Genomic DNA, 17,611 nt, shown 5'->3' on the forward strand with positions numbered 1-17,611 from the left:
CTCGTTGTGCGGGGTATCGGACGGACGTGGCGGGAGGCCCTGGAATGCGGCCGGGAGTACGGGTTTGGGCACGGCGTGCGGCGGCGCTGGGCTGCTGCCTGGCGGTGCTGACCGGGTGCACTGGCGGGGGCGGCCCGGCCGGGGGACCGGGCGGCGGTGACGCGGTGGCCGCGGGCCATGCGCCGCCGGCGGCCGTCTCCAGGGCGGTGGTCACCGTGCTGCCCGCCGACGGCGCCCAGGACGTTCCGCCGGAGGGCCCGGTCCGGGTGACGGCGGAGCAGGGGCGGCTGGTCTCGGTCCGGCTGGCCGACGCCAAGGGCACGGAGCTGCCCGGGACGGTCTCCGGGGACGGTGCCTCCTGGCTGCCGGACGGGCCGCTGCCGCTGGCCACCGCCTTCACCCTGGACGCGGTGGCCGAGGACGGGCGGGGCCGGCAGGCGGCCCGGCACGCGGCGTTCTCGACGGTGGCGCGGGCGCACACCTTCGTGGCCTTCTTCACCCCGGAGGACGGCAGCACGGTCGGCGTCGGCATGCCGGTCTCGCTGAGCTTCAGCCGGCCGATCACCGACCGCGCGGCGGTGGAGCGGGCGGTGGCCGTGACGGCGGAGCCTGCGGTGCCGGTGGCCGCGCACTGGTTCGGCAACCGGCGGCTGGACTTCCGTCCGCAGCGGTACTGGGAGGCCGGGACGAAGGTCTCGGTGGCGCTGCGGCTGAAGGACGTCCAGGGCGCGCCGGGCGAGTTCGGCACCCAGTCCAAGGACATCGTGTTCACCGTCGGCCGGGCACAGGTGAGCACGGTGGACCTGGACGCGCACACCCTCACCGTCCGCGCGGGCCAGGGCGGCACGGTGGTGCGGACGCTGAAGGTGTCCGGCGGCAGCCCGGACCACTCCACCTACCGGGGCGCGCTGGTGGTGTCGGAGAAGTACAAGGTGACCAGGATGAACTCGCAGAGCGTCGGGATGGGCGACGAGTACGACATCAAGGACGTGCCGCACGCGATGCGGCTGACCGCCTCCGGCACCTTCGTGCACGGCAACTACTGGGCCGATCCGAGGGTGTTCGGCACCGCCAACACCAGCCACGGCTGCATCGGCCTGGCCGACGCCAAGGGCGGGGGGAGCAGGGAGACCCCGGCGGGCTGGCTGTTCGAGCACACCATTCCCGGGGACGTGATCGAGGTGAAGGCCTCCGTCGGGGAGGTCGTCCCGCCGCAGAACGGCCTCAACGGCTGGAATCTGCCCTGGGACCAGTGGCTCGCCGGGAGCGCCCTGGCACCGGGGTGATCTTCACTCAGAGGCAACCCGGTGATTCACCGGCCTCCGCCCGGGATTCACTCATATGGCCCGGCTATCCTGCTTGCCGCGCCGAAGACCGGCGCGAAAGATCGCCGGTCAGGTGCAACCCGTCCGGGTAGTCGCGCGTCCATCAGGAGTGGACACCGGGAGGGGAGAGACCGTGAAGCCGGTTAGGGCGGCCGATGCCGCGATAGGGATCACCAGCCGTCGAATGCGCCGTGGTGCGGTGGCGCTGATGATGGGTGGGGTGTTGTTGCTCACCGCGGCCTGTTCGGACGACAAGGGCAGCGACAAGGGGAGCAGCAACGACACCGCGACGGCGGGTGGGACGGCGGCGCCGGGGCAGACCTCGGCCGAGCCGAAGACCTCCGCCGCGGTGCTGACGGTCGAGCCCAAGGACGGTGCCCAGGACGTGGCGCCGACCAACGCTCTTCAGGTGGCGGTGGCGAACGGCAAGCTCACCGCGGTCGAGGTGACCGACAAGGAGGGCAAGCCGGTCGAGGGGGCGATCACCGCGGACGGCACCGGCTGGAAGCCCAGCGCCGCGCTCGCCGTCGGCATGGCGTACAAGGTGAACGCGCAGGCGAAGGACGCCGACGGCCTGGTGGCCGCGTCGACCACCTCGTTCACCACGCTGACGCCGGACAAGAAGATCTCCACCAACGACAACATCACCGACAACGCCACCTACGGCGTCGGGATGATCGTCTCGGTGGTCTTCAACAAGGACGTCAAGAACAAGGAGGCCGTCGCCAAGGGCATCACCTTCGCGACCAGCGACGGCACCGAGGTGAAGGGCCACTGGTTCGGCGCCCGCCGGGTGGACTTCCGTCCGGCCGAGTACTGGAAGCCGGGTACCAAGGTCACCATCAAGTACCGGCTGAAGAACGTCGAGGTCTCGCCGGGCGTCTACGGTGACGTGGACAAGGACGAGCCGTTCACCATCGGCCGCTCGCAGGTCTCCACCGCGGACTCCGCCACCCACCAGATGACGGTGGTCCGGGACGGCGTGAGCAGCACGGTGCCGGTGACCCTCGGGGACGAGAAGAACCCGTCGTGGAACGGCACGATGGTCGTCATGTCCAAGGAGAAGGTCACGCGGATGAACTCGGAGACCGTCGGCCTCGGCGGCGAGTACGACATCAAGGACGTGCCGCACGCGATGCGGCTGACCACCTCCGGCACCTTCGTCCACGGCAACTACTGGGCGAACCCGTTCGGCAAGACCAACGCCAGCCACGGCTGCGTCTCGATGCAGGACACCAAGGGCGGTGGTGACAACACGGTGGCGGGCAAGTTCTTCAACGACTCGATGATCGGCGACGTGGTCACCATCAAGAACTCCAAGGAGAAGACGGTCGCGCCCGACAACGGGCTCAGCGGCTGGAACCTCACCTGGGCCAACTGGTAGGCCCTGCCCCGGCGGTGGCTCCGGTAAAGCCACGGCCTGGAACGACGACCGGCCCGGTCCCCGCTACGGGGACCGGGCCGGCCGCCGTTTCCGGGCGGATCGCCGCCCGGACGACGAAACCTTTCCCGGGTGCCGGGGCATCTATCAGTCGGGGTCCGCGTGGTTCGGAGGCCAGCGCGGTTCAAGGATCCGCAGGTTCGCGGGTTCACGGGAGGAGTCGACAGTGAGATCGATACGCACGGTGGTGGCCGCCGGGGTGCTCGGCGGGGTGATGGTGCTGACCAGCGCCTGTGGCGGCGGGGGCAGCGGTAGCAGTGGGGACGGCGGCGCGGCCAGGGCCGAGCTGGGGGCCGGCGCGGCCGCGGGGGCCTCGCCGACCGCCTCGGCCGCCGCCCCGGCGGGTGCGGGCGCGACGCCGAAGGTGTCGCGGGCGGTGCTGGACATCCAGCCGAGGAACGGCGCGGTGGACGTGGCGCCGAACGGCGCGCTGAAGGTCTCGGTGGCGGGCGGCAGGCTCACCACCGTCAAGGTGAGCGACCGGGGCGGCCAGGAGATACCCGGCTCCATCGCGGCCGACGGCGGCAGCTGGACCCCGGCCGCGGGCCTCGCGGTCGGCACCGGCTACCAGGTGAGCGCGATGGCGGCGGACGCCGACGGCGTGGTCGCCACGGCGGACAGCGCCTTCACCACGCTGACGCCGGAGCGGGAGGCCAAGGCGCGCGACAACGTCGACAACGACGCCACCTACGGCGTCGGGATGATCGTCTCGGTGGCCTTCGACAAGGACGTCAAGAACAAGGAGGCCGTCGCCGAGGGCATCACCTTCGAGACCAGCGACGGCACCGTGGTGAAGGGCCACTGGTTCGGCGCCCGCCGGCTGGACTTCCGCCCCGAGGCGTACTGGAAGCCGGGGACCAGGGTCACCGTCCACTACCGGCTGAAGAGCGTGGAGATCGCCCCGGGCGTGTACGGCGGTGTGGACCGGGACGAGCCCTTCACGATCGGGCGATCCCAGGTTTCGACGGTTGACGCCAGAACCCACCGGATGACGGTGGTGCACGACGGCCGGAGTTCCGTTGTGGACATCACCTCCGGTTCGACCGAGCACCCCACCTGGAACGGCACCATGGTCGTCATGTCCAAGGAGGGCGTGGTGCGGATGCAGTCCAGCACCCTGCCCGGGATGACCGGTGCGCCGTACGACCTGATGGCGCCGCACTCGATGCGGCTGACCGATTCGGGTACGTACGTCCACGGCAACTACTGGAGCGACGCCTTCGGCGAGGACAACGTCAGCCACGGCTGCGTGGGCCTCAAGGACGTCAAGGGCGGCGGGAGTTCGACCTCGGCGGGCGAGTTCTACGACGGCTCGCTCGTCGGCGACATCGTGACCGTGCAGAATTCCTCGCGCGGCCAGGTGGCTCCGGACAACGGTCTGAGCGGTTGGAACCTGCCCTGGAGTGCCTGGTAGGAGCGGGTTCGCGGCAACCTGGGCTTGACGCGGGCCCGGCCCGGGTTGCATCCGGCATATGCCGACGCGGCGGTGATCGTTTGCTCATTGTCCGTACGCGGCCGCTTGCGTTCCGCAATGATGGACCGCATGGCGGGTTGGGGCGAAACAGATCAGTCATCACTTCAGGTGTCCAGCTTGGTCACCGAGGCATCGTGGATGTGCTTCCAGGAGGCGCTGGCGGCCCTGGAGAGGCTCAGCTCCAAGGAGCTGGAGCATATGTACTTCGACCGGCTGAGCGACGAGTCGGGGCCGGGCGAGGTGCGGCTCCCGTCCAGGCCCGAGTCCGGTCCGCTGGCCCGTCGGCTGGTGCTCTCGGTGCTGCAGACCTGGGAGCTCCACCAGCAGCTGGAGGTCGGCGAGCTGCTGACCAGCGAGCTGGTGGCCAACGCGGTGCGGCACGCGGCGGGCCGGACGATCGGCCTCCAGCTGGCGCGGAAGCCGGGCTGGCTGCGGGTGGAGGTACGGGACTCCTCGCGAGCGCTGCCCTGCATGATCCTGGCCGACACGAGCCCGGTCAACGAGCGCGGGCGCGGCCTCAGAATCGTCGACGACCTGGCCGACCGCTGGGGCGCCGACCTGATGCCGCGTGGCAAGAGCGTCTGGTTCGAACTGAAGGTCCGCGAGCGTCACTGATCCGCCCGGGAAAACATGTGGGGCCCCCGAGGTCACCGTGGTTCGGTGCGTGGGGGCCCCTGCAAGTCATCGCGCCGGCCAAGGGGGTGCGTGCCGCGCGATGGGCGACGGCTGCGCCAGGTCGGGCCAGCCGTAGTTCGCGCCCAGGGCGGGGTCACTGTCGTCCGCCGTTGGACTGCTCCGACTATCGCATGGATCTCAGCATGCGGGCAAACCAGATGGCTTCGATTGAAAGGCTTGTAACCTAGTTCACCTTTGGAATTTGCATGAGTTAACGCCACCGCCTGTGATTATTCACAGTGCCGAGGCAATGGCCTACTGGATCGTGCGCCACGGGTTCCGCAGCGAGAGCATCGGCGTGTCCACGCCCAGCTTGGCCGCGGTGCTGTGCAGTGACTCCCGCAGGTACGGGTAGAGCACCGTCACACCGACCTTGTCGACGAACTGCTGCTGGAGGTCGGCCGGCAGCTCGAACGGCTCGCCGACGGAGAACGCGGCCACCGCGTCCACGGCGAAGTCCGCCTGGGCGCTGCCCAGCTCCAGACGGCAGCGCACCTCCAGGGTGGTGCCGTCGTCGCCCTGCCGCAGCCACACCAGGAACGTGGTGCGGTTGTCGGCCTCGTCGCGCGGCTCCTGCTGATCGAACAGGCGGCGGCCCGACACCTCCAGGAAGGTGACCTCCTCCAGCTCGGTGGCGTCCGCGATCTCGTCGAACGTCCGGAAGCGCCGCACCTGCCGCCGGGTGGACAGGCCCGCCATCAGACCGTCACCGGCCGCTGGCTGTCGTCGCCCCAGGCCGCCGGCCTGGCCCGGTGGCCGCGCCCCCGGACGGCCACCTGGACGTGCACCTCGACCGGCGCGGGCTTCCAGGCGGGCGTGAGGTCCGCACCGGTGTGGTCGACCATGCTGTGCAGCCGGGCGCCGACGGCCCGGGCGTAGCGCTGCAGGGTCGAGTAGCGGGCGTCGCCGCCGACGCGTTCGAACTCCGAGACCGTGGACTGGGACGTCCCCATGCGCTGCGCCACCTCGCGCTGGGTGAGGCCGCGCTTGGTCCGGGCCACGACCAGCGTCTCCACCAGCTCGGCATAGGCCTGTGCGTCCTCCAGGCCGGCTGCGGTGCGGGGATCGTCCGGATCGATGCCGAGAAGATCATGCAATGTGGGTGCCATGGTCGCCCTCCCCTCCGAGTGCTTCAACATTATCGCCCAAAGCCGATACCGAGAACGGGACGCTCACTCCTTCGGGCGACGGTTGCGCCACTCCTTGAGCCGCCGCTCGGCGGTGTCCAGCTCGTTCGGCGGGGCCTTCCGGGAGGTCTTCTGGAAGAACGACAGCGCGAGCAGGACCAGCCCGTCCGTCTCCTCCGCGTAGAGGAGGCGGAAGATGCGGCGGTTGCCGGTGAGCCGCACCTCCAGCAGGTCGTGCCCGACGTTCTTCACATCGCCCGGCAGGGTCTGCCGGGCCTTGACCCGGTCCATCAGGACGGCGAGCTTGGTGAGTTCGTACCGGGCGAGCCCGGCCTTCTCAAGCTCCTTGTTCACCGGCGCGGAGCCGTCCGCGCCCTCGTAGAAGGCCCACCCTCGCTCCTCCACCGCCCACCCCGCCCATGCCCCCCGACTGATGCGATCGTCAGGTAAGTCTAGGGGTGTGCCCGGTGCGCACGGTGGCGGTTCTCGTCCCCAACGGTGCCGTCGTCCCCCTCGTCCCCGGCGACCGACCGGATTCCCGCGAGCAGTCCTGCGGGTTCCCGATCTGCCGGCGCCGGCATTGCCGTACCTGCCCGGCGGTCAAGGAGATCCCGGTCCCTGTCGCAGCTGTCTCCACGTGCCGCCCACGGCATGAGCGCCACCGCACCTGGCAGCTGATCGGAGGGGTGCTTCTGGGGCGAGGCGCAGGGGCTGCGGTCACCGTGCTTGTGGTGCGGGTGTGTTGGGGGTGGCCTGGCGGGTTCGGGGTGAGGAGTCCCGGCCGGTCTGATGGGCGGCTCTGCGTGCGAGGACGGCGTTGCGCACGTGGGTGGCGTGGGTGTGGACGGCGGCGGGGGAGAGCCGGGCCGGGGGCGGCGGCGAGGTGGCCGCGCCGGTGCGGCAGGCCCGGCAGAGGCCGCCGAGGAGGGCCTGCGGGCGGCTCGGCGTGCGGCAGTCGGTGCAATCGATGATCCGCGTGGACGGGGGCGGCGCGGGTGCCCAGGGGCGTTCGGGCGGCATCTTGTCGAGCAGGCGGCGGCGGGTGAACGCGGCCGGGCTGTGCACGGAGGGCGGCAGGCCCGCGGTGAGGGTGGCCGCGAAGAGGTCGGGCGGCATCCCGCGCGCCAGCCACTGGGCGGCGAGCGGTTCGAGGTCCGCGCACTCGGTGGCGGACAGCGCGAGCCGGGCGTCCGCCAGGCCGAGGGCGGCCAGGGCGTCGTAGGCGGGCGAGCGCGGGGGCCGGTGCGGGGGTCGGTGCGGGGGGAGACGTGGTGCGCGCGGGCCGGGGCGCTCGTCCGGGTGAACCTCGGCGGGGTCGCCGGTGGCCAGGAAGTGCGCCCACCAGGCGTCGTCCCGGGCCGTGCGGGAGAAGTAGGTGCGGAACACCCACTGGGTGCGGTCGGCGCCGACCCGTTCGCGGATGCGGCGCAGATGCCCGGCGACGGAGAGGTTGTTGAGGGCGGTGCGGACGGCCTGCTGCCCGTAGTGGGGCTGATCGCGGGCGAGGGTCTTGGTGTCCATCGCGGCGCCCTCGGGGAGGCGGTCGATCAGGCTTGCCAGGTACGCCTCGCGGCCGGGCAGGTGTGCGAAGTCGTCGGCTCGGCGCGGGCGTTGGCCCGGAGCGGACTTCTTTCCGTAGCCCGACGCGGCCATGCTGGGCGCGTCGGAGGGGGTGGCGGCGGTAAGGTCGTGGGTAGCCACTAGATCGACTCTCATTCGATCGTGCTGGTCAAACCCCCGTTCGGTGTGCCTAGCACCGGCGGGGGTTGATTCGTTTGTGCGCACGCTACACGGCGCATGCGCATGGTGGCGACCTGGTGACCATTAGTCATATCTGCTGGCTGTGGCGGTACTTGGGCGGGTGGGAGGGAGATGGTTACCCACCCATTCCACTGGAAGGTCGCTCGACCGCCGACACCTGAGCTTCGGCCGACCGTCAAGCCGGGCCGGACGCGCTGCACGTGGAGATTCCCGGGTCGGCCTGGCCTTCGCGGCCGGGCCGGGACCGTCGGCGGACACGGGCAACACCGGGCTGATGAGCGAGCTCACCGGCCGCCGGTGTACGAGAACGACCCCGCGATGTCGAAGCCGGCCAGCGCGGCGGCGTCGGCGGTCGCGGAGTTGGGCCCCGGTGTCCAGCACCGCGCGGAGCCGCGAGGAGGCCACGTCCTCCACGTAGGCATCGCCGGCGGTGAGCTGCTTGATGCGGTGTGGGTCCACGTCGTGGCCGACGGCGCGATGGCCCACCTCGGCGGCGCGCACGGCGAGCGGCAGTCCCACGTAGCCTTGGCCGGCGACAACAACATCCATGACGACTCCGATCCGGGTAAGGAGCACCGCTGTGGCCCTGGTTTCCGTGGTGATGCCTGTGCACAATTCGGTGGCCATGCTCGGGCCCGCAGTTCGGTCGGTGCTGGCGCAGACCCACACCGATCTCGAACTGCTGATCACGGACGACGCGTCCTCGGACGGTTCGATGGATCTGCTGAGAGAGCTGGCTCGGCAGGACGAGCGGGTCCTGCCGGAGGCAGCGGCCCGGCAGGGGGGCGCGGCCCGGGCCCGCAACCTGGCCATCGCGCGGGCCCGGGGTGACTACATCGCCTTCCTCGACAGCGATGACATGTGGCTCCCGACGAAACTGGAGAAGCAGCTCGCCTTCGCCGCGACGGCCGGGACGCCCCTCACGTTCACCTCCTACTACAAGATGGACGCCCTGCACTCGGGCGAGGCCGCCGACTTCGTCCCGAACGGGCGTGTGGTGTGGGCGCCGGAGCGCGTGGACTACAGCGCGATGCTGGTCCAGGACCACATCGGCGCCCTGACCGCCATGTACGACCGCAGGGTGGTCGGGACGAGGCTGATGCCGGACATGCCGAAGAGGCAGGACTACGCGCTCTGGTTGTCGATCATGCGGGATGGGACTCCCTCGCGGGCGCTGCGGGAACCCCTGGCGGTGTACCGGGCGCAGCGGGCCGGGTCGCTCTCGTCGAACAAGCTGTCGCTCGTCCCGTACAACTGGAACCTCTACCGCCGGCACGAACAGCTCTCGGTGTTCCGGTCGACGCGGGCTCTGGCCGGAGCGGCATGGCACTCAGTGCGGAAGTCGCACATCTAGCACCCGTTCACGAGCCCGGGGAGCCCGGTGCGCGACCGTTTCCGGGTGGTGCCCGACCGGGCCCCGCCCCGTGGCCGTGCCGCGTGCTCGGCGGCTGGACCCGCAGGGCGGGACTCGCTGGCCCGCATAGTCATGCTCGGTCGTCGCGCCCGGCCCTGTCCGACCCCGGGGGTAGACCCCCTTATGTCCGTTTCGCCCCCCGCTAGCGTATAGCCACTCGGAGGCTGTACGGGTTCCAAGGCCGTCAGACGGGCAGCAGACCGGGGCTGACCTGCTGGTTGGCGGTGGTCTGCGACCTCACAACACGGGGTAACCATGCACTCCGACGGCGCGTCTTTGAGACGGCCGAAGGTCGGGTGACGCCGATCAGCGCGCAAGCAACAGAACCCCCGACCTCTCCGGTCGGGGGTTCTTCGCGTGTTGAGGAACGGCTCAAACGTCGCCGAACTCGCCGTCCACGGCAGCGTGGATGAACGCCGCCAAGGCGTCGGGGGTGAATCGCAGCCGGGGGCCGTCAGGGTCCTTGGAGTCACGCACCGTGCCGGGACGGTTGTCATCCACTTCGATGCAGTCCCCGCCCTGACCGTTGCTATAGCTGCTCTTCCGCCACCGGGCAGGCTGTTCCTCGGAGTGCATCGGTGAATCCTTCCCATGCCGATCTGATCACGGTCTCAGAGTCCTGTGGAGATAGGGACTGAGCCCTCAGCAGATCGTAGAGCCCTTGCCGATGCGCCACGTCTTGCGTGTCATCGAACAAGCGGCCCGATCGGCTGCCCTCCTCATAGGCGATCACTGCGTGGTCGGCCGTGGTCAACAAGATCAGGGAGGAACCGCCCAGTTCCGAGTGCGCACCAGAGCCAAGGGGAAGCACCTGGATCGTGACATGCCGGAGCTGGCACGCGGCGAGGATCAGGGACAGCTGCTCGGCCATGACAGCAGCCCCGCCAACCGGCCGACGAAGTGCCCACTCATCCAAGATGAACCAGTACCGGCACGCGGGCGGTTCTTGGTAGACGCGGGTCTGACGTGCCATTCGGGTCGTCAGCCAGTCCTCGATCTCGCCCGGGGTGGCGAACGGCTCGCCAGCGTGGAGCACCGCGCTGGCGAAGGCTTGCGATTGGAGCAGGCCCGGCACGGTCAGCGTGTACGACTCGTGCCCGATGGCAGTGCTGGCCAACTTGAGGTAGGTCGAGTACTTGTCGGGGAACGGTTCCTTCTTCGCGAGCACGTAGTACCGCTGGAACGAGCCATCTGTGTTGAAGGCGGCGTCCAAGCGCTCGGACAGGCCCTCGGGTGGCTTCGACTCGCCGTTCTCGATCCGGCTGAGGTGCCCCTTCGAGAAGTTGAGGATCTGGGCGAGTCGCCCAAGCGACATGTTGTCGTTGGCCTTACGGAGGCGGCGGATCTCCGAGCCATAGAAGTGGCGGGGCGACTTCTCCGGGTGGAGCTCCCGTTCCTGCCATCCCAACGCTGCCTCCCGTGTTTCCCGCTATGTGCCGTCCCTGCTGGAAACATGACGGCTCTTCCGATGCTAGCGCCGAGTGCCGATCCTGGTAACGGCCCAACTACGGAAAGGAGCCGACGGCGTGAGCACGAGGAAGCCCCCCAACACGCGCATCTACGTCCCCGAGGTCGGCGAGACGGTCAAGGACATCGCCACCGGCAAGACGGGCGTCCTCACCGGCACCCACAACAGGGAGGCCTACCTCCGCCCGTCGGGCGGCGGCATCGAGTTCTCCACCATGCCGTGGAACATCGAGCCCGTCGAAGGTGTGGACCAGCTGGAGTTCGTGCAGCACCCGCCGCCGCCCCCGGAGGAGGACGTCGCCGAACCGCCGGCGCCCCCCACCGCGGCGTGAGCCTCGACCAGCCGCCGGGGTCGCAGAACCCGCCCGTGCAGTTCTACCTCCGGTTCCCGGAGTGGGCCCTCGGGCGTTGCTTCAAGTGCGAGACCTACAAACTCGTTGCCTGTCTCGGGGACCTCACCGTCGACGGGTTCACGATCAAACTGTTCGCTTGCCACCCCTGCGCCTGGCGGCTCGAACAGTTCCACCGCGCACTGAGAAGGAGGCATGACATGGCGCACGACCTGATCGCGGCCCCGTTCCTGGGCTCCCACGTTGTCCTGCGGCCGGGCCGCCTGGAGGCGATCAAGCTGCCTGAGCGACGGTTCCGTGAACTGGAACTCGCCAGTGCCCGTGGTGAGGCCTGCCCACCGTGGCTCCTGGAAGCGGCCAAGGCCCGATGGGGGGGCCAGCCTGCCGGTGCGGCGGGCCGATGAGGCTGTCCTGATCAGGCGGCCCTCCCTCTTCGGGCACAGCCGGGGCAGCTGGGAACTCAACCTCGGGTGCAACTTCAACTGTGACCACTGTTTCCTGGGCGAGCGGCCGTTCGCCGGCCTGGACGAAGCAGGGAAGCACAGCATGCTGCGGACCTTGCGGGACGCGGGTGTCCTCTGGCTTCAGATGACCGGGGGCGAGCCGTTGATCGACCCCCACTTCGCCGGTGCCGCTCGGCTTGCCCACGACCTCGGGATGATGATCGAGGTAAAGACGAACGGCTCGCGACTCGTACGACCCGAGGTGCTGGATGTGCTGGCCTCCGTCAAGCCGTACCGGGTCGATGTCTCCTTGTACGGCGCCACGGAAGAGACGTACGACGGCTTCACGCACACCCGGGGGGCGTTCAAGCGGGCCACCGCAGGTCTGGCTGCTGCGGTTGCCGCCGGGGTACCGCTGCGCTTGTCGCTGATCATCACCGCACAGACCGCTCACGAGCAGGACCGCATGCGCGGCTTGGCGGACGACCTCGGGTTGCCCTACATCGAGTACACCCACATGTCGCCGACGATCTACGGCGGGGGCGAAACGCTCAGGTCCCAGTCCCCGGCGCACCTCAAGCCGCTCGGCAGGTTCGAGGGCTGCAACGCGGGCCACACCTTCCTGCATGTGGACCCGCACGGCCGGGCCTCGATCTGCAAGGTCGCCCGCGACGAACAGGTCGACCTGACATCCGAAGGAGCCCAAGGGCTCGCTCGCCTCGGCGTGATCGCCGATGGCCTCATGCTTCGCACCGGTGGCTGCTCCGGCTGCCAGCTCTCGGCGAACTGCTCGGTTTGCCGGCCGCTGGCCAAGCGCTACCAGGAGGCGAAGGCACCACTCAGGAATTACTGCCAACACGGACAGAAGGAGAGTGCAGCATGACCGCTGTCATGGTCGAGTTGACCGCCACCCGCACCGAGGAGGACGAGGAGCTGTCGTTCATCGACGACGCCGAGTCGTTCGGCGCCGACTCGCTGCCCGGGTGCGGCGACGACAACCCGTACCAGTAGCCCGGTACTAGCGTGACGTGTCCCTGGGTGGGTTCCCGGCGTTTCAGCCTGGGGCCCGCCCGGGGCCTGCCACGACAGACGAACGGACGACTGTGACCACATCCCGAATCCCGTACGCGGACCTGCCTGTTACGGCACGCAGGGCCGTCGAGGCGCACACCGGCCCGGTCCTGAAGGTGGAGTCGGAGACCGAGGGCTTCAACAGCTCGATCGCCGCCCGTCTGATGTCGCCGACTGGCATGTACTACGTGAAGGGGCTGCGGGCAGACCACCGACGAGCGTGGACTCAGGCCCGAGAGGCGGAAGTGAACCCGTATGTGCGAGGGATCGCACCCGCCTTGGTCGCCCGTGTCGAATCCGACGGGTGGGACCTGTTGATCTTCGAAGCGGTCGACGGACACCACGCCGACTACCGGCCTGGCTCACCCGACCTGCCGAAGGTCGTTGCCACACTGCGGCGTCTGTCGGAGATCCCTTGCCCACCGATCGAACTACGGCGCGCGGAGCAGCGACTCGCCCGGTACGCCGCACGGCCGGAAGACCTTGATCAGTTCGCTGGGGAGGCGCTGCTTCACACCGACTGGCACAACACGAACGTCCTCGTGACCGACCAGAGCGCCCAACTCGTTGACTGGGCCTGGGCCACCAAGGGCGCCCCGTGGCTGGATGCCGGGTACTGGGCGCTCTGGCTGATCGCGTTCGGGCACGACCCCGCCTCGGCCGAAGGATGGGCCGCCCGCGTTCCGACATGGCAGGCGGCGTCCGCCGAGGAGGTCAACGCGTTCGCTGTCGCCAACGCCAACATGTGGGACGAGATCGGCGAGGACGACCCCGACCCGTGGACGACCCGCATGGTCGGCGCCGCCCGCACATGGCGCGACTACCGGAAGGCGTGATCGGCCCCGGAACAGCCCCGGCTGTCCCCTCCCGCCGTGGAGAGGTGGCCGGGGCGTCATCGATTCCGGCTGGACCTACGCGTTGGGCTCGCTCTCGCCCTCGCGGTCCACCACGAACGTTCCGCGCTGCGGGAGGGTCCGGACCCACCCCTCGTCGCGCAGGAACTCGACCGCATGCCGTGCGGTGTTCCGGGCCACCCCGTAGGTCTGTATCAAGGCCGACTCGGACGGCACCCGCCCGCCGGGGCGCAGTTCGCCCGACCGGATGGCCCGGATCACATCGGCAGCGATCTGCTGGTACGGGTGCTCTTCGGCGTCCGGGTCGATAGGTGTGGCAGCCATGACGCAGAGCCTAGGCGTCTCGGCACGTCCTCGCGCGTGCCGGTACGAGTCAGAACGTATCTGTGCCGACAACGGCCCCGACGTCACCGCTGTGGGCGCCCAGGAGGCCGCCAGCCCCGGACAGGTCCTCTTCGCCTGCCCCCGCTGCGCCCCCGCCGTACGTGCCGTCTTCGCCATCGGCGACGACCGGTAGTCCACGCCACAACCACCCCGCCCGGCCGTCTGCCGGGCGGGGTTTCAAAGGCCCCTCGCTGTATCCCGAACGGTGTGAACTTCGGGCGAACGGCGCCACGCGTCCGCGGGCCGCTTCTGGCACGCCGCTCTCCACAACGCCCACACCGCCCACCAGCGCGACCTCGGCGCGGGCATCCTGTCCGATCTCGCGTATCAACTGCTGTGGCTCAAGGACGCACGAGCCGCCGCCGACATCCTCGACCACGCCATCCCTCGGACTCAGCACCCCACCGCGCGGTCCCTCCTGCACCTGCGACAGGCCCGCGCCCTCGCCGTGCTCGACGAGGGCGGCCTGTGCCGCCGGGCCCTCGCCGCCGCAGAGAAGGCGCTGGATACCCCGCCGTATGATCCCGCACCCGCCTGGTGCTCGTGGATGTCGCACGCCGACCTGGCCGCGGACAGCGGCCGTTGCCTCGCGGACCTCGGTCAGTGCCGCCAGGCCCACCAGCTCATGGACGAGGGCATTGCTTTGCTGCCCGCCACCCGCTCCAAGACCAGATCCGTGTTCCTGACCTACCAGGCCGAGACCTACCTCCGCGACGGCGAACCCGACATCGCCGCGGAGACCGCCACACGCTCCCTCGACCTGGCCAGCCGGATCGACGCCCCCAGGTGCGTGACGATGATCCGCGACCTCGAACCAGAGCTGTCGCGATACGCGCAGACCGCTTCCGTCGCCGAACTGCTCGAACGGCTTCGAGCGGTCGGTTGAAGCTTCGCCGCCGGCTGCCCACTCCTGCTTGTGGAGTTCGAACAGATGGTTGGACCGCACGGAGTACGAGGTGGTGCGGTCCGGCCCCCGCCGGCTGTGGGACGAGGTGGCCGCCGCGTACCGGTGGTGGGCCGACCAGGACCGCCCCGGGCACGAGCGGTTCGGCCTGACGGTCACCCCGGAGGGTCAGACGGCCTGGCTCGACTCTCCTGACCACCCGGTTCCGCGGCAGAGCTGACGGGCCGCCCTCGCCCCGGGCCCTACCGGCGGCCTGGCAGCGCCACCCAGATCCGGTCCCGCCCGTGCACGCCACAGCGGCGCACGGGCGGGGCTTCGCCTACCGTTGCGCACGCTGGTCACTCACCACGAACCAGCGGGTCAAAGGCAATGTGCACTCTTGTTCGCTTCGCCAACGCCGGGTGGGTACGGGGAGGCTGCTCGCTCACAGATCGGCGGGGTCATAGCCGAACGGGAGGAGCCCCCAGCGCTCCCAGTCCCGGATCATGCGTGGTGCAGCACCCACCGGATGCGGCTGATCGGCGTCCAGCAGCTCGGTGACGTCGTCGTGCTGCGATACGCGCCCAAGCAGGAATCCGTCTGAGCCTCGCCGCCAAGCCTGGCTGCCCGCCCAGCGCCGGTCGACGTGGGCGTTCCTGTGGTGACGGCGCAGTGGTCAAGCCCTCGCCCGGCGGCGCGCCGCCGGGCGAGGGCCGGGACAGCTGCTGCCTTCTCCGTCGGCAGGACGTCCCGGAGGATCCGGGCGGACCGACGGGCGTTGGGGCAGTGGATGACCTCTTCCGGCGTCACGGTGAGGTCGACTCTCACGTCGTTGGTCATATGTGCTGACTGTGGCGGTACTTGGGTGGGTGGGTGGGAGGTGGCTACCCAACCATTCCACTAGAAGGTCACTCGACCGCCGACACCTGAGCTTCGGCCGCGAAGGCGAGGAAGGCGGCCCAGGCGGAGGGCGAGAAGGCGAGCTGCGGGCCGGCCTTGTCCTTGGAGTCCCGGACGTGGACGAGGTCGGGGTGGGCAGCCACCTCGACGCAGTTGCCGCCCTCGTAGTCGCTGTAGCTGGACCGGATCCACGGTGCTGCGACGCTCATAGTTGCTCCGCTACCTTTCTGATGAACTGCATGGAATCCTCAACGCTGAGGGCTTGCGCGCGGATTATCGCGTGCCGCGTGCTGAGCTCGCTCACGACCTTCGGGTCGGAGTGGAGTGCGTTCGTTCCATGGGTTTCCACATATACGTAGTGCTCGTGATTGACCGTCTCTATGACAACCATCGATCCGGAGAGGGCCGAGGGGATGGCCCGGTCGATGGTCAGGATCTGGACTCGCACATTGCGCAACTGTTCGGTCTCCAGCAGGCGGTGCAGCTGTCGCTGCATCGTTCCTGGGCCGCCCAGGCCGGCGTGGAGGGCCGCCTCGTAGATCACGAAGCTGTACAGCACGGTGGGGCGGAGGGTCAGCTTCTCCTGTCGGAGCATCCGAGCCTTGACGCGATCCTCGACCGTCGCATCGTCCACGGGCGGCATGGTGTTGCTCAAGATCGCTCTCGCATACTCCTCCGTCTGTAGCAGGCCGGGGATGTAGAGAGGCTCATACGAGTACATCGCGATGGCCTCGTCTTCGGCGTCGCGGTACGAGTCGGTGCGAGTAGGCGGGCTCTCCGAGGCCAGGTACTGGTAGGCCCCGAGCAGCATGCCTCGTGCGTTGCACAACTCGTCGGCAACGGTGAGGAGCTTCAGTGAAGGCTTCCTTCGTCCGGCCTCCATCGACCGCACGCTCTCGCAGTCGTAGTTCGAGGCTGTGCTCAACTCATCTCGAGTGACACCGGCTTGGGCGCGCCAGCGCTTGATTTGGTCGCCGCAGTACTTCCATGCCGTCGGGTTCTGCTTGGGCGTGGCCATCTCCGGATCCCCTCCTCGTGCCGGTCAACCTGCGGTGCAAGTGCTGAGGTACCGGCGTCGTAACTCCCGAGGCTATGCCCGGTTGCCGACGCTTGGAACGTGCAATGGCCGAACTTCGCCCCACGGAGTGAGGCCCGACCTCCCCATGCCCCCAAGGACACTGATGATCACTCAGGCTGTCGACATCGAGTGGATGTTCCCCCGCCACCCCCGCAGCGCCGGCCGGGCCCGCGTCCAACTGCTCCGGCAGGCCTACGTCTGGCAGGTCGCCGACGAGACCACCGAGATCGCCGTCCTCCTTCTCAGCGAGCTGGTCACCAACGCCTGCCGGCACGCCCGTGGCCCGCGCGACCGTCTCGTGGGTGTCCGCTGCCTGATCGTCGACGACCTGCTCCGGGTCGAGGTCACCGACGCCAATGAGGACCTTCCCCAGCCCCGCGAGGCCGCCCCCGACGACGAGGCCGGCCGCGGCCTGCACCTCGTCGACGCCCTCGCCGACTCCTGGGGCGCCCACCTCCGCGGTGAGGGCTACCGCGGCAAGACCGTGTGGTTCCAACTGAAGCTCTGGGGCGGCGCGCTGTAGCGGCCGCGCGCCTGGGGGCCGGTCTCCCGGTGCAGGCTCTGATAAACATTTCAAGGTCATCCGGGCATTCCTCCTGCCCTTTCGGGCAATGCGTGGCCGAATTCCCTTTCGGTGGCCGATTCCCCGCGCCTCTCGCTCAATTCGGCCGGGCCGGAACTCCGGCCTGGCCGAATCCATGCCAGTCGTGGACAGTCTTTCGGTAACGGGCGGGGTGGGCGGATGGCAAGGTGATGGCGGCGTACCCCGATTGGTCAAGACCACTGCGATCTGCCCTGATCCATGCTGCGGAATGGTAAACCTCCACTTGTGGGCGGCGTACGGCCTGACCTGGCATGTCCGTTCTCGACCCGCCGTCTCGTGGTCTGGACCGCGCAAACCGGCCAACTCCTTGACAGGGCCATGCTGCCCATTGAAAGCTGGATGAGCTGCCGGAATCTCCCT

Annotated in this window: 24 protein-coding genes; 14 read left to right on the top strand and 10 right to left on the bottom strand. The window is 69.4% G+C overall.

Annotation, left to right across the window (positions count from 1 at the left end; genetic code table 11):
* Positions 1-44: 44 nt before the first annotated feature.
* The 4 genes from ACIO5D_RS25885 (at position 45) to ACIO5D_RS25900 (ending at position 4,855) form a co-directional block, all read left to right on the top strand.
* A complete protein-coding gene (locus ACIO5D_RS25885) occupies positions 45-1,286 on the top strand; it encodes an Ig-like domain-containing protein (RefSeq protein ID WP_363604878.1) in 1,242 nt (413 codons plus the stop codon).
* A gap of 250 nt (positions 1,287-1,536) precedes the next feature.
* A complete protein-coding gene (locus tag ACIO5D_RS25890; RefSeq protein ID WP_363604913.1) occupies positions 1,537-2,709 on the top strand; it encodes an Ig-like domain-containing protein in 1,173 nt (390 codons plus the stop codon).
* Positions 2,710-2,932: 223 nt separating this feature from the next.
* Positions 2,933-4,180, top strand: coding sequence for an Ig-like domain-containing protein (locus ACIO5D_RS25895; RefSeq protein ID WP_400798076.1), 1,248 nt, complete (start codon positions 2,933-2,935; stop codon positions 4,178-4,180).
* A 117-nt stretch (positions 4,181-4,297) separates the two neighbouring features.
* Complete coding sequence (locus ACIO5D_RS25900) at positions 4,298-4,855, top strand: ATP-binding protein (RefSeq protein WP_400654678.1); 558 nt, start codon at positions 4,298-4,300, stop codon at positions 4,853-4,855.
* Between the two features lie 315 nt (positions 4,856-5,170).
* On the opposite strand, the gene ACIO5D_RS25905 is transcribed toward ACIO5D_RS25900, so the two are convergent.
* The 5 genes from ACIO5D_RS25905 to ACIO5D_RS25925 form a co-directional block, all read right to left on the bottom strand.
* Positions 5,171-5,614, bottom strand: coding sequence for a hypothetical protein (locus tag ACIO5D_RS25905; RefSeq protein WP_400654681.1), 444 nt, complete (start codon positions 5,612-5,614; stop codon positions 5,171-5,173).
* Complete coding sequence (locus ACIO5D_RS25910) at positions 5,614-6,024, bottom strand: helix-turn-helix transcriptional regulator (protein ID WP_363604884.1); 411 nt, start codon at positions 6,022-6,024, stop codon at positions 5,614-5,616. Before ACIO5D_RS25910 ends, ACIO5D_RS25905 begins: the two co-directional genes overlap by 1 nt.
* Positions 6,025-6,087: 63 nt before the next feature.
* A complete protein-coding gene (locus ACIO5D_RS25915; protein WP_363604885.1) occupies positions 6,088-6,447 on the bottom strand; it encodes a type II toxin-antitoxin system RelE/ParE family toxin in 360 nt (119 codons plus the stop codon).
* A 312-nt stretch (positions 6,448-6,759) separates the two neighbouring features.
* Positions 6,760-7,743: a hypothetical protein gene (locus ACIO5D_RS25920; protein ID WP_400798079.1), complete on the bottom strand. Its 984-nt coding sequence runs from the start codon at positions 7,741-7,743 to the stop codon at positions 6,760-6,762.
* Between the two features lie 123 nt (positions 7,744-7,866).
* Entirely contained in the window at positions 7,867-8,430 is a 564-nt protein-coding gene (locus ACIO5D_RS25925) for a hypothetical protein (protein ID WP_400798082.1), read from the bottom strand.
* Here ACIO5D_RS25925 and ACIO5D_RS25930 point away from each other — a divergent pair.
* A complete protein-coding gene (locus ACIO5D_RS25930) occupies positions 8,384-9,157 on the top strand; it encodes a glycosyltransferase family 2 protein (protein ID WP_400798085.1) in 774 nt (257 codons plus the stop codon). The two genes, ACIO5D_RS25925 and ACIO5D_RS25930, sit on opposite strands and share 47 nt — an antisense overlap.
* Before the next feature lie 432 nt (positions 9,158-9,589).
* Here the strand turns inward: ACIO5D_RS25930 and ACIO5D_RS25935 are convergent, their stop codons facing one another.
* Both ACIO5D_RS25935 and ACIO5D_RS25940 read right to left on the bottom strand, forming a co-directional pair.
* Positions 9,590-9,718 carry a DUF397 domain-containing protein gene (locus ACIO5D_RS25935; RefSeq protein WP_400798088.1) on the bottom strand — a complete coding sequence of 43 codons (129 nt, stop codon included), beginning with the start codon at positions 9,716-9,718 and terminating at the stop codon, positions 9,590-9,592.
* Between the two features lie 28 nt (positions 9,719-9,746).
* Positions 9,747-10,625: a helix-turn-helix domain-containing protein gene (locus ACIO5D_RS25940; protein ID WP_400798090.1), complete on the bottom strand. Its 879-nt coding sequence runs from the start codon at positions 10,623-10,625 to the stop codon at positions 9,747-9,749.
* A gap of 118 nt (positions 10,626-10,743) precedes the next feature.
* On the opposite strand from ACIO5D_RS25940, the gene ACIO5D_RS25945 reads away from it, so the two are divergent.
* The 5 genes from ACIO5D_RS25945 to ACIO5D_RS25965 all read left to right on the top strand — a co-directional run bounded on the left by ACIO5D_RS25945 (position 10,744) and on the right by ACIO5D_RS25965 (position 13,384).
* Positions 10,744-11,016 (top strand): hypothetical protein, encoded by a 273-nt coding sequence (locus ACIO5D_RS25945; protein ID WP_400798092.1) that lies wholly within the window; start codon positions 10,744-10,746, stop codon positions 11,014-11,016.
* Between the two features lie 35 nt (positions 11,017-11,051).
* The gene (locus ACIO5D_RS25950; RefSeq protein WP_400798095.1) at positions 11,052-11,438 is read left to right on the top strand and encodes a hypothetical protein; all 387 of its coding nucleotides are present in this window, start codon (positions 11,052-11,054) and stop codon (positions 11,436-11,438) included.
* On the top strand, positions 11,422-12,360 hold the full coding sequence (locus ACIO5D_RS25955; RefSeq protein ID WP_400798097.1) for a radical SAM protein: 939 nt from the start codon (positions 11,422-11,424) through the stop codon (positions 12,358-12,360). Before ACIO5D_RS25950 ends, ACIO5D_RS25955 begins: the two co-directional genes overlap by 17 nt.
* On the top strand, positions 12,357-12,488 hold the full coding sequence (locus ACIO5D_RS25960) for a hypothetical protein (RefSeq protein ID WP_363604896.1): 132 nt from the start codon (positions 12,357-12,359) through the stop codon (positions 12,486-12,488). The genes ACIO5D_RS25955 and ACIO5D_RS25960 overlap by 4 nt, the downstream gene beginning before the upstream one ends.
* 92 nt (positions 12,489-12,580) lie before the next feature.
* Positions 12,581-13,384, top strand: a complete 804-nt coding sequence (locus ACIO5D_RS25965) for an aminoglycoside phosphotransferase (RefSeq protein ID WP_363610677.1) — start codon at positions 12,581-12,583, stop codon at positions 13,382-13,384.
* A 75-nt stretch (positions 13,385-13,459) separates the two neighbouring features.
* Here the strand turns inward: ACIO5D_RS25965 and ACIO5D_RS25970 are convergent, their stop codons facing one another.
* Entirely contained in the window at positions 13,460-13,726 is a 267-nt protein-coding gene (locus tag ACIO5D_RS25970; RefSeq protein ID WP_363610679.1) for a winged helix-turn-helix domain-containing protein, read from the bottom strand.
* On the opposite strand from ACIO5D_RS25970, the gene ACIO5D_RS25975 reads away from it, so the two are divergent.
* From ACIO5D_RS25975 to ACIO5D_RS25985, 3 genes are all read left to right on the top strand, one after another.
* The gene (locus ACIO5D_RS25975; protein ID WP_363610681.1) at positions 13,725-13,919 is read left to right on the top strand and encodes a hypothetical protein; all 195 of its coding nucleotides are present in this window, start codon (positions 13,725-13,727) and stop codon (positions 13,917-13,919) included. The two genes, ACIO5D_RS25970 and ACIO5D_RS25975, sit on opposite strands and share 2 nt — an antisense overlap.
* A gap of 414 nt (positions 13,920-14,333) precedes the next feature.
* Positions 14,334-14,672 (top strand): hypothetical protein, encoded by a 339-nt coding sequence (locus ACIO5D_RS25980; protein ID WP_400798102.1) that lies wholly within the window; start codon positions 14,334-14,336, stop codon positions 14,670-14,672.
* A 49-nt stretch (positions 14,673-14,721) separates the two neighbouring features.
* On the top strand, positions 14,722-14,910 hold the full coding sequence (locus ACIO5D_RS25985; protein ID WP_400798105.1) for a hypothetical protein: 189 nt from the start codon (positions 14,722-14,724) through the stop codon (positions 14,908-14,910).
* 667 nt (positions 14,911-15,577) lie between these two features.
* Here ACIO5D_RS25985 and ACIO5D_RS25990 read toward each other — a convergent pair.
* Both ACIO5D_RS25990 and ACIO5D_RS25995 read right to left on the bottom strand, forming a co-directional pair.
* On the bottom strand, positions 15,578-15,778 hold the full coding sequence (locus ACIO5D_RS25990) for a DUF397 domain-containing protein (RefSeq protein ID WP_400798108.1): 201 nt from the start codon (positions 15,776-15,778) through the stop codon (positions 15,578-15,580).
* Positions 15,775-16,587 carry a helix-turn-helix transcriptional regulator gene (locus ACIO5D_RS25995; RefSeq protein WP_363610691.1) on the bottom strand — a complete coding sequence of 271 codons (813 nt, stop codon included), beginning with the start codon at positions 16,585-16,587 and terminating at the stop codon, positions 15,775-15,777. Before ACIO5D_RS25995 ends, ACIO5D_RS25990 begins: the two co-directional genes overlap by 4 nt.
* Before the next feature lie 163 nt (positions 16,588-16,750).
* Here ACIO5D_RS25995 and ACIO5D_RS26000 point away from each other — a divergent pair, with 163 nt between their 5' ends.
* Entirely contained in the window at positions 16,751-17,170 is a 420-nt protein-coding gene (locus ACIO5D_RS26000) for an ATP-binding protein (RefSeq protein ID WP_400654714.1), read from the top strand.
* Positions 17,171-17,611 lie beyond the last annotated feature (441 nt).

The organism is Kitasatospora sp. NPDC087315, from assembly GCF_044744345.1.
In the GTDB taxonomy this organism is placed as follows: Bacteria; Actinomycetota; Actinomycetes; order Streptomycetales; family Streptomycetaceae; genus Kitasatospora.

What these genes read in the sequence shown, in the direction of transcription:
- ACIO5D_RS25905 (WP_400654681.1), bottom strand. Translation starts at nt 5,614, where the DNA reads ATGGCGGGCCTGTCCACCCGGCGGCAGGTGCGGCGCTTCCGGACGTTC.
- ACIO5D_RS25925 (WP_400798082.1), bottom strand. Translation starts at nt 8,430, where the DNA reads ATGGCCACCGAATTGTGCACAGGCATCACCACGGAAACCAGGGCCACA.
- ACIO5D_RS25990 (WP_400798108.1), bottom strand. Translation starts at nt 15,778, where the DNA reads ATGAGCGTCGCAGCACCGTGGATCCGGTCCAGCTACAGCGACTACGAG.
- ACIO5D_RS25910 (WP_363604884.1), bottom strand. Translation starts at nt 6,024, where the DNA reads ATGGCACCCACATTGCATGATCTTCTCGGCATCGATCCGGACGATCCC.
- ACIO5D_RS25975 (WP_363610681.1), top strand. Translation starts at nt 13,725, where the DNA reads ATGACGCAGAGCCTAGGCGTCTCGGCACGTCCTCGCGCGTGCCGGTAC.
- ACIO5D_RS26000 (WP_400654714.1), top strand. Translation starts at nt 16,751, where the DNA reads ATGATCACTCAGGCTGTCGACATCGAGTGGATGTTCCCCCGCCACCCC.
- ACIO5D_RS25995 (WP_363610691.1), bottom strand. Translation starts at nt 16,587, where the DNA reads ATGGCCACGCCCAAGCAGAACCCGACGGCATGGAAGTACTGCGGCGAC.
- ACIO5D_RS25970 (WP_363610679.1), bottom strand. Translation starts at nt 13,726, where the DNA reads ATGGCTGCCACACCTATCGACCCGGACGCCGAAGAGCACCCGTACCAG.
- ACIO5D_RS25900 (WP_400654678.1), top strand. Translation starts at nt 4,298, where the DNA reads ATGATGGACCGCATGGCGGGTTGGGGCGAAACAGATCAGTCATCACTT.
- ACIO5D_RS25980 (WP_400798102.1), top strand. Translation starts at nt 14,334, where the DNA reads ATGTCGCACGCCGACCTGGCCGCGGACAGCGGCCGTTGCCTCGCGGAC.
- ACIO5D_RS25960 (WP_363604896.1), top strand. Translation starts at nt 12,357, where the DNA reads ATGACCGCTGTCATGGTCGAGTTGACCGCCACCCGCACCGAGGAGGAC.
- ACIO5D_RS25890 (WP_363604913.1), top strand. Translation starts at nt 1,537, where the DNA reads ATGGGTGGGGTGTTGTTGCTCACCGCGGCCTGTTCGGACGACAAGGGC.
- ACIO5D_RS25885 (WP_363604878.1), top strand. Translation starts at nt 45, where the DNA reads ATGCGGCCGGGAGTACGGGTTTGGGCACGGCGTGCGGCGGCGCTGGGC.